Below are 15,462 nucleotides of genomic sequence, written 5' to 3' on the forward strand. Positions count from 1 at the left end.
ACTACTTTGTTGATATTATACTGTCATTGCAAAGGGAGCCGTCAATAACCTTTTAAAATGTTATCCGAATTTACATATATAGGTTAGACGCCCCCTCTCGCCATGTAGTAGTATTGCTTAATAAAGTTATGTTTTGGGCTGACCTCAAGACCATGGCATATGTTAAGGATTTCCTCAAGGGGAGCTTTTTGGACTAAGGTGTTGACTCAACAGGTTTTCCTTCTTGACATGAATTGGCGGTTTTATTTTAAAAATGAGCAGAGGAGGTCTATCAATGGAAGAACAGTTAAGAACAGATTTTGTGGAACAACTGGAACAGCTTAAACGTCTAAAACAAGTGCAGCTTGGTTTGCATTTCTTAGAAAAGGATCATGAGGCAACGGTTGAAGAGCAAATCACGATTACTGAAATTCCTTCTCCCCCTTTTAAAGAAGGCAAACGGGCAGCTTATCTAAAGAACAGATTCAGTGAACTGGGCCTTAAGGATGTAGCGATTGATGAGGTCGGTAATGTTATGGGCTGGAGACGGGGCAATGGGGCTGGTCCTACCCTCGTTGTATCTGCCCACTTAGATACTGTTTTTCCGGAAGGTACAGACACAGTTGTTACGAAAAAAGGTAATGTTCTTTACGCACCAGGAATTGGTGATGATGGTAGAGGATTGACCGCGCTTCTGACATTGATTCGTGCGCTTGATCAGGCTGGCGTGAAAACGGTAGGGGATCTTTTATTTGTTGGAACGGTAGGCGAAGAAGGTCTGGGTAATTTACGTGGTGTCAAAGCGCTATTTAAGAACAATGAAAATATTGATGGTTTTATTTCCGTTGAACAGGGTGATGAAACGATTTATGCGGCTGTAGGCAGTCTGCGTTATCATGTAACGTATAAAGGCCCCGGGGGGCACAGCTTTGGTACCTTTGGGGTGCCCAGTGCGACACATGCTTTGGGTCGGGCGATTGCGCTGATTGCAGATGTTAGACCGCCTAGTGATCCGAAGACGACATTTAATGTTGGAACAGTAGAAGGTGGCACTTCAATCAATGCGATTGCTGAGCAGGCTTCTCTAACACTTGATCTTCGCTCCTCTTCACCCGAGGCATTACAAAAGCTTAACGAAGAGATCCTAGCTCTTATCCGCAGAGCAGCGAGAGATGAAAATGAAAGATGGGAGAGCGATCAACTCAAAGTGGAAATGACACAGGTGGGGGATCGACCGACTGGGATACAAGGAAAGGATGCTCCGATTGTACAAGTCGCGTTAGCTAGCTCGCATGTATTGGGACACGAACCGAGGTTAGAGGGAGCGAGTAGTACAGATGCCAATGTTCCTATTAGTCTAGGGATTCCTGCACTCACTTTAGGTGGTGGGGGAGTGATCAGGGGCATGCATACATTAGAGGAAAACTTTGATCCCACAGGTGCTTATGACCAAGTTCAACGCATTTTCTTAACGATGCTCGCGCTTGTTGGAATAGAAGAAGAACAGGAACCGTTATTAAAAAAGTGAGTTTAAAACAATCGACCACGAACTTCAGTGGTCGATTTTGTTTTAGAGGTGATAAGAGTACACTCAGACGTGGATATAGGTATAGTGAAGCGTTGTAAAATATAGCCCGTTATTTATAGAAGAGCATAAGTAGGTCCTCTAGCGAGTACACTCAAACTGCCTTTGTTAGGCATATAGTGTTGAACAGACTAAACTGTTTTTTTCTCCTCTTCTCTAGGAGGAAAACCAAACATACGTGAATACTCTCTGCTAAATTGAGTTGGACTTTCATAGCCAACCTGAAATGCAGCATTTGCAACGTCCATTGATTCGGATATTATTAGGCGTCGAGCTTCCTGAAGCCTCAACTGTTTTTGGAATTGAATGGGACTCATGGCTGTGACTTCCTTAAAGTGCCTGTGGAATGATGGAATACTCATCTTGGCGACACCTGCTAGATCCTCAATTCGAAGTGAGTCATGAAAGTGCTGTAGGATGTGTTGAATTGCATTTTGGATGTGAATGGTTGGACTCCTATCCATTACTATTCGTCTTATTGAATCTCCCTGTTCACCACGCAATGCTTTGTATAGTATTTCTTTTGTATAGAGAGGTGCAAGGATTGGAATATCGTCTGGTTTATCCAGCAAACGAACGAGCCTTACAACAGCATCTAACATAGATACATCTAATTTAGCAACATACATGCCTTGTTTAGGAGTTTTCTTTGAGGTTACCTTAAACGCGTCAGTGCCTAATATCTCTAATATGAGGCTAGGAGTAAATTCGATTTTACATGCTAAGTTGGGAACTTGGGGGGATGCTTCCGGCGCCTCGAAGATAATAGGTAAGTCCATGGATGTCACAAAGTAATTTGATGGACCATACCTAAAACGAACACCACCAAGTATTACATCCTTTGTACCCTGAACGACAATGCCAAGCGAAGGATTATAGAGTCCGTAGGGAGGTCCAGCCAAGGTGGAATAATGAGAAGTGGAGTAACGAGAGAAACCAAGGTATGGAATTGCCGTAGAGCGATAGCCTTCCTTGTCAGTATGACGATCAATGAGTTCAGCAAGCTCATTTTGTAAGTGATTTGTTTGGTCAAACATAAGATCCTCCTAAACAACTTTGGCCCTTTAACCCCTAATTCTAATGCATGCGACTTTTTGATGGAAGGTCAATGATAGAATGAGGCAACAATTTAAGACAATGATGCAAGTAACAGGGGACATATATATTTTTGCCTCTTTGTATTTGGGTGATACAGTCTTATGAACACATAGCGGGAATCGTGGAGTTAAGGAAATAAGAACACAGCAGTGAGACAATCTTAAAAAAAACAGCTGAAATTTCACCTTTTTATCAGTAATTAGATCTAAAGGGGTATTTTGGTATTAAAAGAGCGGTTCCTAAGCCACTGTACATTACAGGAACAATTATTTTGTGTTTCTTCATACTAAGGATAAATTAAATAAAGATAAATAGAAGATTACGAATATGATAAGTTTAGGGGTGCCCATTCCGATTAGAGTAAGCGTTTATGGGAGATGCTTTTTAAAACGTTATTTGGTAGAAATGGCGGTAGATCGCTTGATTGGTAATGTTGTGTACGACCATATTGAGGAAAGCCTTTATTAAAAAGGAGAGGTATTTGATGCAGAGGACTTGTAGCTAATCAGCTATCTTGCAAGGAGCGACTATTGTCCTGTCTGAATTGAAGAGGTGTTTTCTCTTTTGGACGCCCAAAATAACCACTCAACAACAAACGAAAGAGATAATGGAAACATAATATATGATTGAGGGAAAACTCGTGGTAATTCTACATAGAGTTTTTTTTCAATATTATGCCTGTTTTTCTTTCCTTCAAACGAACTCTATTTTATAAAAACAAATATGTATTTTCCAATACAATTGTTATCTCTTTATAAAAGGCCAGCCATCCATGACTCATGAGTCAAAGTGCTGACAATCATAGATATCTTATTATGAGAAATCTTTAAGTTAAGATAAATATTTAATAATAAAGTGGATGGGAATCGCATTAATTTGGCCACTTATCTTGATATAAAGATAATGGAATGGCAGGTATAAACTATTGGTTATTGTAATGACTGCGATGGCTCCGGATTTAAATCACAAGGCAGCTGTGCTGCTCCCTCGCAGTTTATTCAGCTATTGATCTGATTCAATACAAACAGGAGAGCTACAATCATACGGTTTGGATAGTTTAATAAAGACAATCTGATAGGAGGATCTAATGAATCCCTCTATTTTTACATAGATTACTTAAAAAATGTTGCGTTGAAAGGGGCTTTATTGAATGCACATCACTGAATTATTTACGTCATGGACTCAGTACTTAGGAGGACTTCCTAATCTGATTTTTGCACTGTTTATTTTGTTGGTGGGTTGGTTGATTTCTAAAGGAGTCAGCAGTTCATTAACCAAAATTTTATCCAAAAGCGGTCTGGACGAAAAAGTCGGAGGATGGATCGCACAAGAGGAGGAACAAGGGGCTCCACGATCGACACCCATTAGTGCAACAGTTGGAAAAGTCATTTATTATGTACTTTTAGTGTTTTTATATTTGATATTTTTCAATATGTTGAACTTAAGTATTGTGGCTCAACCGATTGCGAATATGCTATCGGCGATCACCACGGCTATTCCGAATGTCATTTGGGCAGCATTAATCCTGTTATTAGCTTGGGTAGTTGCCATTGTGTTGAAATTTTTGGTTGAGGTCGGGGGCAGGAAACTACATATTCAACATTTATTAATGAAAATCAATACAGTGGAAAACGAAGATCAGGGGAACCGTTTTTTATCCATGCTGGGGAAAATCGTTTTTTATCTTGTTATTGTTCTCTTTTTACCGGCTATCCTTGGACCTTTAAAAATTGTTGGTATAACGCAGCCTCTCTCTTTGATGATTGCTAAGTTTCTTAATTTCATTCCTTACTTTGTAGCCGCTGGTGTCATTGGTCTTATCGGTTGGTTGATTGCTAAAGTTGTCCGTGATCTTCTTGCGAATCTGTTAAGGACAATGGGATTAGACAAGGCTTCAGAACGATTAGGTCTGTCTGAGATACTAGGGGGTAGGCGACTTTCCTCAATGATCGGGACCATTGCCTTTGTTCTTATTTTAATTCCGACGGCAATAACGGTTTTAAAGCAGTTGCATGTACAAGGGATTGCTCAACCCGCGATTCAAATGTTAAATGAAGTGTTTGTGATAATCCCAAATATCGTTGTGGCCTTGTTAATGATCGTACTAGGTATCATTGTAGGACGTTGGGTTTCACGCTTTATCACGAATCTATTAGGAAGCCTGGGTTTTAATAGGCTCCCTTCTTCATTGGGGCTTCATTCATTGAAAATGCAGGTGCCTCCTTCGCAATGGGTAGGAAAGATTGCTCAGATTGTCATCCTGTTATTGTTCAGTGTCGAGGCTTTACAAATCCTGCATTTCAATATCCTCGTTACAATCGTCTCAGTGGTTATTGGTTATCTTCCCAACTTATTAGTAGCGATTGTCATTGTTGGAGCAGGCCTTTATTTAGGACATCTTGTTTCCCGTCTCCTTTCTGGCATTGGGAATTCCGTTGGAACGAATATGATTTTTTTTAGCCAGACCGCCAAGTATGCGATTTTTGTTTTTTCATTATTCATGGCGTTAGATCAATTGAACGTTGCAACCTCTATCATTCATGCTGCATTTATCCTATGCTTAGGGGCAATTGCGGTTGCTTTTGCCCTTTCATTCGGTTTAGGAGGAAGGCAATTTGCGTCGAAGCAATTAGAGAAGTGGGAACAAAAAATGGCCTCAGAAAGCGATGGTCATAATGAATGAGCTTGAAATGGCGGCATCACTGGTGGATTCCCTAAACCTTTAGGGGATCCAGCCATGTAAATTGTGATGGGAAATGGAGTGAGTCACCATTCATAGAGTACCAATGACTGCTCAACAAATTTGGGAAAGGGAATTTAAAAAGAATCTGTTCGGCTATAACTGTAACGCAGTTGACCAATTTCTAGATGAAGTGATTAAGGATTACAGCTTTTTTCTTGTTGAGCTTGAGCAATTGATTACAGAGAACAATGCATTAAAAAAACAGCTGCAAAAGCAAAAGTCTACGATTAATGAATTTAAGCATAGCATAGGGAAATTAAATTATGATATTATCAAACGTTTGTCCAGTCTTGAGAAAAAGGTATTTCAAGATCGTATGCGAGGCTAGCTCACACGATCTAAGGTATAAAATATAGAGCAACCCATGCTGTAACTTTTTTGTTGTCACCCTTTTTCGACTCACAACACAGCTTGTGAGGAGGTGATCACGATAAAGGAAGTTAAGGATATCAATCGGGTTCAAGCTACGAGGATAAACGGGGAGCCCAACATAGAAACATTCGTGTTGTAGGAGAAGGTGTAGCGATTCTAGCCTACGAAATACGCTTGTTTTGCCCTCTCTAAAAGCAGGAGCATATCTATCTTCAAAGCTGAAGGAATCCTTTGATGCTTGTTATCGGATTCCGCACTTTCTGATGCTCAACTTTTGCAAGTCGAGCTGATGATTCATCGAGCTTGAGGACTCCCTAAAGTTGGCTGTATAAAAGAGCAGCTGATCCAAGGATTCACTGCTTTATTTCGTGAATGGCTTGACGTCTTACCAAAGGGCAAGAACAAGGCATTAAAGGTTTTACTTGAACAAGTTAACCCAGCTCATTTAATAAGCATCGGATTAGAAAGTCCTAATAATCCCAGTACGTTGAATGTTTACAACGGATAGAAACGCTTTTCTTTAGCATAAAAGAAGTGGGGAATGTCTAAATTTTATGGTCTTCATAAATCATTCTACGGCATATCAAGGCAAAATGAGTATATATAAAATAAGGGCTAATAGAATAGCACTGAATGTTACTCTTCCATCTAAGCGTAGCAACTTATCTATAGAAATCATTAAATTCTATTTAAAGGAAGAGAGAGGAGAAGCGTTGAAATATCTTACGAGTGTAAGTTTAGATTCAAGTGGCTATATTTTGCTGCCTAAAGAGATAATAAAAACTTGTCGCATCTATTCCAGAGAAGTTGAATGGTTATATAGCGAGTACGGTATATATATGAATACAGTAGTCAAAAAGCCCACTACTGGGTTAATTCGTAAAATAATATCACGTGGAAAGGTTAATATTCCTGCGCCTTATCGTAGAGAATTAAGATGGCAGAGCTACATGTCTCTTGAAATTTTTCAAATAGCAGAAGGATATTTTTATTTCCAAGCGGCACATTGCCATTGTATATTTTGTTGTAACAGTTATGTTGATGATCTCATTGCTATTCAAGGAAAATACATATGTAAAAATTGCTTGCAAGAGGCCATAGGGAAGCATTATATGTTGGCGGCAAACAATAAATTTTAAAATAAGAGTCGAGATATTGGTTAAATATAGTAAAATTTTAACAATTGCTTATAATTTGCTACACGCTGAAACTTAAACATCATTAATCTCGCCTATATGGTATTTAAGGCCTTTTGTAGATTGGCATCATTAGATGTCATGGATAGGCTTTGAGATTGCGGGTTCCAATTAACTTGAGCACCAACCCTTTGAAAATTCACCGCAGGGACGTAGATCTCCGGATATGGAGCGCCTGGAGGCTGATAATTCAAAGGGGGGATTGGCTCGTCGTTATATTATTTCCTTGAATGATTACAGGGGTTGAAAGGGTCTAAGCGGTAACGGGATGATATTGGCGATCGTTTGACGGATAAGGGGTGTAAGTCATTTTTGTTTACCTCCTCGTATCTGCTTTCATGGTCATTTGTATGATGTGAAATCATAACATGTGACTTCAAATGATTACGCTCCCTCTTTAAAATACATAAGTAAGACAAACAAAATCCCAACCGTCTAGATCCAGCCAGTTGGGAGGGGTTCATCCTATTCTATGGGGTCACAGTTGCTATCATCTATATCAGGATTGAATAGAATATCGTTGTAATGGTCGATTTTATAATCAATAATTCTTTGCGTATCCAGTAATCGAGAAACCTCGTTTTGAATTCTTTCCTTCTGCTTTTTTAAAAGGGCAATTTTTTTGGGAATGGCAGTTGGGCCTTCTTCAGAAAGCTTGCGATAATGTTTCATTTCTTCCAATGTCATTCCTGTTGCTTTTAGTCTCGTCAGAAAGATCATAGCTTCAAGCTGATATTGACTGTAAGTCCTGTGACCATTTGCTTTGCGATCCGCATAGGGCAACAAACCGATTTTTTCGTAATAACGAATCGTATCTTCAGACAGACCGGAGAATTCAGCTGCTTGTTTAATGGTGTTAAAAGTTTCCGAAATCTTTTTCACACTAACCCTCTCCTACTTATTTTTTACCAAGGCACGACGCCGTTTTCATCAAAGAACCCTCCAGTAGGGCCTTCATTCGGTAGTGTGGCCAGTCTCACTACAATGGTAGCCCCTTGTTCAACTGAACGATAGCCTCTATGACCATTCAGATCAGTGGAAGTAAAGCCAGGATCAGCTGAGTTGACCTTAATCGCAGAGTCCTTTAGTTCTTTGGCAAATAACACGGTTAAAGCATTCACTGCTGTTTTGGAACTCATGTAGCCAAGTAAATTGAAATCATAGAACTCAGCATTCGGATCGCTATTTAAGGTCAAGGAGCCTAATCCGCTGGAAAGATTGACAATCCTCCCGGAAGGCGACCTTTTAAGCAAGGGGAGCATCGCCTTTGTGACAGAAAACATACCAAATACATTTGTCTCGTACGTTTTCTTGAGATGGGTTAGCTCTAGCTTACTCGGAAGAACGCCACCATCTAAACTCACGCCTGCATTATTAATTAGTATATCAAGCAATCCATATTGTCTGTCAATTTGCTTGGCTGCGGATTGAATGGATGTTGGATCTGTAACGTCAAGGTGTATGCGATTTGCTTTGATGTTCTCAGTCGTTAATGCTGCTACAGCCTCTCTCCCTCTTTTTTCATCTCTTGATCCTATTAGAATCTCAAACCCCATTTTCCCCAATTGTCTTGCTGCTTCAAAACCAATGCCTTTATTTCCCCCTGTTATAAGTACCTTCTTTGAATTCTCCATTATTTCATCTCCTTACCATCCTTTTTTCTTAATTGACCATCATGATACATCTTGGAGTAGACTCCAAGTCAATGGATTAAAAGGATTTTTTTCTAAGGAAAAGTGACAAGCGGCTAAATAAAAGGCCAACCACAGGCCATCTTGGTGGGAGCGCTATGACAGAAAGTACACAGGGGGTAAAATATCATTTCTTTTGTCGAAATTAGAGACAACCATGACTTTAGTAACATCTTTTTTGTCAAATGGAGAGGTATACTTTTTAAAGCATTATTATTCTATTTATAGAACTATCAGCCTTCATAAAAGGTTGATGTTAAACCCCTGAAGAGGTGAGTTGACTAAGTCATGTCAGCAGGGAGTCTACTTAGTCTATAAAATATAGAAGGGAGCTTCATAGATGAAAAAGAGATTAGCGTTACTACTTATCCCCATGTTAGCCATTATTGTTTCATTAGGATTCGTCGTTCAACCAACACGTGCAAATACAGATACGACGAAAAATACAGCACAAACAACGGGGGATACAGCTAACAAAACAAAAGACACCGTTCAATCTACCGATAAAGCGGCTACACCACAGGATACGAACATATTGACTGAGGAAAACGCTGGCCAGGCAAAGGATATGGAAAAGGCAACCAGTCAAGCGGCAGATGCAGCTCAGGATATTGCTCAAACCAAGAAATCCACTAAAAAAAGTACGGCGCCATCCCCCAAGGATATTGTAACTTTTAAAGATCAAAAGCTCGCTAATGATGTCCGCGCTCAGTTAGGACTTAAAAAGGGAGACGCTATTACCGAATCCGCTCTAACGCCACTTACCTTTATTTTTACAAGAGGTGTTTCGGATCTTTCTGGTTTAGAGTATGCCAAAAACCTCTCTCTTTTGGAAGCACCAGATGGCAAAATCAGCAATCTGAGTCCGTTGAAGGGCTTGAAAAACTTACAAACTTTAAACCTAGCAGGAAATAAAATCACTGATATTAGCGCATTGACGCAAATGTCAAATCTAACAATGGCGAATCTTGCCGACAATCCTGTGAACTTCAATACTGGATCAGCCGCATCTAAAACCCTTCAAGCTTTGGTGGGAAAGGGTGTCAATGTCTATCATGATGACATGGTCCAGCTCACGACTGAGAGGGTGACAAAGGATTCTATCACAGTAGCTTGGAACATCGACCAATCCGATGGCATGCCTCATCTTGGTGCACTTACTTTAAATGGAGAACAGGTGAAGTCGTTTGATGTGTTCAAGCAGGCTCAGTCTGAATATACATTTACCGGTTTAAAAGAGGGTCAAACCTATGATATTGGACTTAGCATGTCCTTTAATTTAACTCAAAGTGATTATCAAATCACAAAGACCTTACATGTGAAAGCGGAAGATGTTCAACCGAAGCAACAAGTTACGGTTACCCCTAATATTGGCGGTAATACAGCAACGATTGGTCATTTCAACGGCGATGCGGTCAAGCAAAATGGAACATTGGCAATAGACTTGAAGAACTATAAAGAAGATCAAGTCAATGTCCAACTCACAGCTGAACAAATTAAAACGTTGCAGGATAAAAAGGCAGCTGTTCAAATCAATAAAGGGGACTCAACGGTAAGCATTCCGACTGAGCTTTTCGGAAGCGGTCAGGATGTCACGGTAGAAGTAGATAAGCAAAAGCCTGTAATAGATGCCCTTTCTTCGGTGTATGATTTTACGATCAAAACAGCAACGGGAACGATTTCTAAATTTAAACAACCCGTTACACTTACCTTTTCAGTTGATCCATCTAAGGTTAACAATCCTGACAATGTAAAAGTCTGGTACTATAATCCTTCTACGAAAAAATGGGAGTCTATTGGAGGAACCTATAAAGACGGAGTGGTGACAGCACAAACCTATCACTTCAGTACGTATACTGTTTTTGAGAAGGCTCAGAAATCCTCAAGCAGTGTAACAGGATCAAGCAGTCACTCTGGGAGTACCACAAAGGCTGCTGCTGGAAATGGAGCAGGAAATCAGCTTCCAAATACAGCGACCCATACGATGAACTTTATAGCACTTGGTACTTTGTTGGTTATCCTTGCCTCCGTATGCCTATGGTTCCAAAGAAGAAAGCAAAAAGCGTAATGGTAGTAGAGCTTATATTCTTTAAGATTTCGAAAGTACAAGAGAGAGTTTAGTTCCTTGTTATATTTTCCGATTTTAACTCTTGCTCGTTGGAGCAGGAGTTTTTTATACTATCAAAATGTATAACTTCGCTGACGCTCATAAAGGAGGAGAGTATAAAGTGTAACTTTGGCCTTCGCCACCTGAGGCTTGCGGGCAACCTAAGTGTGTGATTGGTAAAAATCACATCAGGAGTACCAGCGAAGGGGTGCAAGCCAAGGTTTCTAAAAAGATCAGAAGGTATAAAATTTCTGATCATGAGGACGTGCGCGATTCCGCTCTCAGGCTGCTCGCTTTCCGCGGGGGAGTGGTAAGCCCCCTCGCGCCTTCGCAATGCTAAGGTCTTACCGATCTCCCACTTCCCGCAGGACTCTAGTCTCCGTATCATGAGTCAGCGGCGCTCGAGGAACACACGATGTTAGAGTGTTCCGAATCTCGCGCCTTGCGCTCCCATCCACTTGACCAGGCAACGAAGCCTCTTTCATATTGGATGATGCTTTATACTAAGGACAAGAACCGGGCATGCTTTTCGCCTGGTTTTTCTTATTCTCTTTTGTTACCTCGTATGACGTTTTGAATAAAGTCCATTTCGTACTGAGATTAATCTCTATGAAGAACAATTTTTAAAGGTTTGACACACATATTAATTATTGCTAATATGATAGCCATATAACGTATTAGATATTTCTAATATGAATGGAGGATGACTATGCAAACGGCGGACATGGGGATGAAAGTAAAATTTTTACAAGGATTTTCTCATAAGGTGAGGATACAAATACTTGAATGCATCAAACAAGAAGAGAAGACGGTATCACAAATTGTTAATGAATTAAACGGCAATCAATCTAATATCTCTCAACACCTTGCGTGTTTGAAAGGCTGTGGCCTGATTGTTGGCAGGCAAGAGGGAAAGTACGTTTTTTATAGTCTTCGCAATCAACATGTACGGGATTTGTTAGACATGTTTGATGTGGTATTAGAAGAAGTAGAAAATGATGTGGCCTGTTGTGAAAATCATATTGTTTAGGAAGTGGAAGAAATGGCAGATGCATGTTGTGGTTCGGAAGCTGCAGAAAAAGCGTCATGTTGTAATGATCGATCACGCCTGATAGAATCTTCTGGGTCTAAGGACTGTTGTAGGAGTAAAGGGACGGCGAAGGCGGAAATGTGTTGCAATGATCCGGGAACGATGGCTACTAAAGACGCAAGTTCTTGCTTCGACCAAACACGTGCTGAAAATGGACCTACTCAAAGCCGGCTCGTCACAGAGGCTGGCGAAAGGCTTACCTATCATATATACGGGATGGATTGCCCATCTTGTGCGATGTCCATAGAGAAAGGACTTAGTCAGTTAGAAAATATAGAAGCGGTAAAGGTCAATTATAATACAGCGAAATTGCAATTAGTGAGTAAGGATCGGCTCTCTTTTGAACGCGTAGAGCATGTCATTCAAAAGCTTGGCTATCGCATTGAACCCCTAAAACAACACACGAATGTAAGAACGTATGATATAGAGGGAATGGATTGTGGAAGTTGCGCGACAAGTATTGAAAAGCATTTGCAGACGCTGCCAAGCGTGAGAAGTGTCAGTGTCAATTTTTCAACGGGAAAAATGAAAATAGATCACGAAAGCCATGTTGAGGAGGTTATATCGGAGGTTGCTAAGCTTGGCTATAAGGCCTCTTTATTATCGAAAATGAGCCCTCGAAAGGACGAGACTCTAGCAAAGAACAGTGCTGCAACCAAGATGCTCATTTCTACAGGAATCCTTATTATTTTGGGGTTAGTGAGTGCCTACATCAGCTTGCCCAAGCCTTTAGCGAACCTCCTTTATGCAGCGACCATCATAATGGTCGGTTATAAACCTTTTAAGAGTGCCTACTTTGCTATTAAAAGTCGTTCTATTGACATGAACGTGTTAATGTCTGCCGCAGCGCTTGGTGCTGTTATCATTGGGCAGTGGTTAGAAGGAGCGACTGTTGTTTGGCTATTTGCATTGGGGACAGCCCTTCAAAATAGGTCAATCGCACATACAAGAAACTCTATTCGCAACCTGATGACTGTCGCTCCCGCCGAGGCCTGGATAAAAGCTGGTTCGCAAATGATAAAGAAGCCTGTTGAAGAGGTTTCTATTGGTGATATTTTAATTGTAAAGCCAGGTGAAAAAATTCCATTAGACGGTGTAATTGTTCAAGGGGAATCAAGTGTGAATCAAGCGCCGATTACGGGTGAGTCCATTCCAGTGGATAAAGGGATTCATGATCACGTTTTTGCCGGAACCGTTAACGAAAGTGGTGCATTAGACATTCAAGTCACCAAGCTTGTCGAGGATACAACACTCGCAAGAATCATTCACTTGGTGGAAGAAGCTCAAGAGCAGAAGGCACCGACGCAAGCCTTTGTCGATCGATTTGCTAGGGTTTATACACCTGTTGTTTTTATTATTGCCTTGTGCGTCATGGTGCTCCCCCCGTTATTTATAGGGAACTGGGGAAACTGGTTTTACAAAGGGCTCGAATTGTTGGTCATTGCCTGTCCGTGTGCATTAGTGATTTCAACGCCTGTGGCTATTGTTTCAGCCCTTGGCAATGCAGCGAAGAATGGTGTCTTAATTAAAGGTGGGACTTTTTTAGAAAAAGCCGGGGCTATCAATGCGATTGCCTTTGATAAAACAGGAACTTTGACTGCTGGAGAGCCAAAGGTATCTGAAGTCAAGTTGGCAGAGGCTTCCGAAATAGAGCTATTGTCCATTGCCTTAACCTTGGAAACACGTTCAACCCATCCCATTGCTAAAGCAATCGTTGACTTTGTTAAAGATAAGGGAATCGCACCACAAAGTGGAACGCTATTTAAGACTATTGTGGGTAAAGGTGTCCAGGCCACGATTAATGGTCAGGTTTATTATGCTGGAAATCGCAGGCTGTTCGAAGATTTGGATATTCCTGTAAACGATAGGTACGCTGAAGCTCAAGGGCTCAAGCAAAAGGGCCGAACGGTAGTGTTCATTGGTACTGGGCATAAACTCATGGGGATCATTGCGGTTGCGGATACCATTCGTCCTACCACTATAAAGACGTTAAGTCAGCTTAGGCAAGTGGGGGTTGGGCAGCTTGCCATGCTAACTGGAGACAATGAGGAAACGGCCCAATTCATTGCACAGGAAGCGCAGATCAGCCGCTATTTTGCTGAGCTTTTACCAGAAGATAAGGTCAAAGCTATTAAGCAATTACAACATGAGGGGTACAACGTCGCAATGGTTGGGGACGGTATTAATGATGCTCCCGCGCTTGCCACGGCCGACCTGGGTATTGCAATGGGGGGAGCTGGAACGGATACAGCTATGGAAACCGCCGATAGTGTGTTAATGGCGGATAATTTAGAAAAGCTGCCTCACATGATTCAGCTAAGTAGAAAAGCTTTATCTATCATAAAGCAAAATATTTGGTTTTCATTAATCATAAAAGCGATAGCTCTAATGCTGATTTTCCCAGGCTGGTTAACACTTTGGCTCGCGGTATTAAGTGATACCGGGGCGGCGATTATTGTGATTCTTAATGCTATGCGTCTTTTGAAATGAAAAGAGTTTAGTTAAAAAACTGTTCAAGTCGAATCAAACAACGTTTGAATGCCTAAAAAAATTACACTAGGCTCTTACTCATTTGTTTCCTTTATATAGGTAGGAAGAAGGTAAAGGTGGCACCGCCATCAGGAGTATCGCTGACGGTAAGGGTCCCCTTATGAAGCTTTACGATTTCATAGGCAATACAAAGACCAAGACCGAAATGTTCCTTACTCTGGTGCGCAAGGTCTGCTCTATAAAAGCGTTGAAAAATTGGCGATGTCGACACCGCTATAAATCCAGCGTTGGATGACAAGACTATGATGAATGATAGTGCTGCAAAGGATAGAGCGCAATGACACTCAAAAAGCCATGCGCCTTTGGAATGTAGGCCACCGATACATAGTATTTCACATGTTGATGATCATAAGCTGAAAATCTTTCTTGCTTCGTCACAATTTGAGTGGTGTCGCTTTTTTCAAGATTTAAATGATAGGTGTGTTTGGCGATAGCCTTGATGTTTTCAATAAGAGGTTTGACTTAAGAAGATAAATGCCCTGCCTGTGGTTTGCTAAAAAATACATCGTAGTGAAACGTGTGAATGCTTATCTAAAAGGGGTTTGCAGCTTAATACTGTAACGTTATAGTGTTAGAAAAAGATTTTGATCTTGTAACGGTTGTCTTTAATGCCTTGAATTTAGCTTCGATCGTATCAGTCTTATGTTAAATTACAAGCAGCTCTAATGTTTTTAAAATCAAGTAACTAAAGACTGCTATCCAATATTAAATAACAAGGGAGAAACGGCAAGCTGCCTGCGGAAAATAGAGAGGACGAGTCACCACAACACCATCAATAAGGTGGGGAGGCTTAGACGTTCATCAGTGGCAAATGAGTGGCTTCTCTCATCAAATTTCCAATATCAATACGAGTGACTCAAGAAAGTTTTTGAAGTGAAAATGACATCTATTAGGTGTTGTTCTTTTTAAAAGCAATTATAAAATTGATTCAGTTAAGGTTCTTTTGGTTAGTGTCAAGTAAAGTTCGCAAAAACCATCAGTACTCCGTCAAGGCTTATGCCGCTTGAAGTCGTTGTTCTTGTACCTGGCGGATGATCTTCGGGTGTATGTA

At 40.8% G+C, this 15,462-nt stretch carries 12 protein-coding genes; 8 read left to right on the top strand and 4 right to left on the bottom strand.

The genetic code is table 11. The annotated features are described in order from the left end of the window. Positions 1 to 274 precede the first annotated feature (274 nt). The gene (locus IEW82_RS18915) at positions 275 to 1,507 is read left to right on the top strand and encodes a M20/M25/M40 family metallo-hydrolase (RefSeq protein WP_188698749.1); all 1,233 of its coding nucleotides are present in this window, start codon (positions 275 to 277) and stop codon (positions 1,505 to 1,507) included. A 188-nt stretch (positions 1,508 to 1,695) separates the two neighbouring features. Here IEW82_RS18915 and IEW82_RS18920 read toward each other — a convergent pair whose 3' ends face one another. Then, positions 1,696 to 2,601 carry an AraC family transcriptional regulator gene (locus tag IEW82_RS18920; protein WP_188698752.1) on the bottom strand — a complete coding sequence of 302 codons (906 nt, stop codon included), beginning with the start codon at positions 2,599 to 2,601 and terminating at the stop codon, positions 1,696 to 1,698. Positions 2,602 to 2,989: 388 nt separating this feature from the next. Between IEW82_RS18920 and IEW82_RS18925 the strand changes: the two genes are divergently transcribed. From IEW82_RS18925 to IEW82_RS18940, 4 genes are all read left to right on the top strand, one after another. After that, on the top strand, positions 2,990 to 3,130 hold the full coding sequence (locus IEW82_RS18925) for a hypothetical protein (protein WP_188698755.1): 141 nt from the start codon (positions 2,990 to 2,992) through the stop codon (positions 3,128 to 3,130). Between the two features lie 682 nt (positions 3,131 to 3,812). After that, on the top strand, positions 3,813 to 5,345 hold the full coding sequence (locus IEW82_RS18930) for a mechanosensitive ion channel (protein WP_188698758.1): 1,533 nt from the start codon (positions 3,813 to 3,815) through the stop codon (positions 5,343 to 5,345). A gap of 103 nt (positions 5,346 to 5,448) precedes the next feature. Beyond that, entirely contained in the window at positions 5,449 to 5,733 is a 285-nt protein-coding gene (locus tag IEW82_RS18935) for a DivIVA domain-containing protein (protein WP_188698760.1), read from the top strand. A gap of 598 nt (positions 5,734 to 6,331) precedes the next feature. Continuing rightward, entirely contained in the window at positions 6,332 to 6,916 is a 585-nt protein-coding gene (locus tag IEW82_RS18940) for a hypothetical protein (protein ID WP_188698763.1), read from the top strand. 522 nt (positions 6,917 to 7,438) lie between these two features. Here the strand turns inward: IEW82_RS18940 and IEW82_RS18945 are convergent. After that, entirely contained in the window at positions 7,439 to 7,855 is a 417-nt protein-coding gene (locus tag IEW82_RS18945) for a MerR family transcriptional regulator (RefSeq protein WP_188698766.1), read from the bottom strand. A 23-nt stretch (positions 7,856 to 7,878) separates the two neighbouring features. Then, positions 7,879 to 8,607 (bottom strand): SDR family oxidoreductase, encoded by a 729-nt coding sequence (locus IEW82_RS18950; protein WP_188698769.1) that lies wholly within the window; start codon positions 8,605 to 8,607, stop codon positions 7,879 to 7,881. Positions 8,608 to 9,004: 397 nt separating this feature from the next. On the opposite strand from IEW82_RS18950, the gene IEW82_RS18955 reads away from it, so the two are divergent. The 3 genes from IEW82_RS18955 to IEW82_RS18965 all read left to right on the top strand — a co-directional run bounded on the left by IEW82_RS18955 (position 9,005) and on the right by IEW82_RS18965 (position 14,351). Next, positions 9,005 to 10,732 carry an LPxTATN C-terminal sorting signal domain gene (locus tag IEW82_RS18955; RefSeq protein ID WP_188698772.1) on the top strand — a complete coding sequence of 576 codons (1,728 nt, stop codon included), beginning with the start codon at positions 9,005 to 9,007 and terminating at the stop codon, positions 10,730 to 10,732. Positions 10,733 to 11,480: 748 nt separating this feature from the next. Beyond that, complete coding sequence (locus IEW82_RS18960; RefSeq protein ID WP_188698776.1) at positions 11,481 to 11,801, top strand: ArsR/SmtB family transcription factor; 321 nt, start codon at positions 11,481 to 11,483, stop codon at positions 11,799 to 11,801. 12 nt (positions 11,802 to 11,813) lie between these two features. After that, on the top strand, positions 11,814 to 14,351 hold the full coding sequence (locus IEW82_RS18965; RefSeq protein ID WP_188698779.1) for a heavy metal translocating P-type ATPase: 2,538 nt from the start codon (positions 11,814 to 11,816) through the stop codon (positions 14,349 to 14,351). 91 nt (positions 14,352 to 14,442) lie between these two features. Here IEW82_RS18965 and IEW82_RS20135 read toward each other — a convergent pair whose 3' ends face one another. After that, positions 14,443 to 14,622, bottom strand: coding sequence for an ATP-binding protein (locus IEW82_RS20135; RefSeq protein ID WP_229672804.1), 180 nt, complete (start codon positions 14,620 to 14,622; stop codon positions 14,443 to 14,445). Positions 14,623 to 15,462: the final 840 nt, after the last annotated feature.

The organism is Pullulanibacillus camelliae (assembly GCF_014642655.1).
Taxonomy (GTDB): Bacteria; Bacillota; Bacilli; order Bacillales; family Sporolactobacillaceae; genus Pullulanibacillus; species Pullulanibacillus camelliae.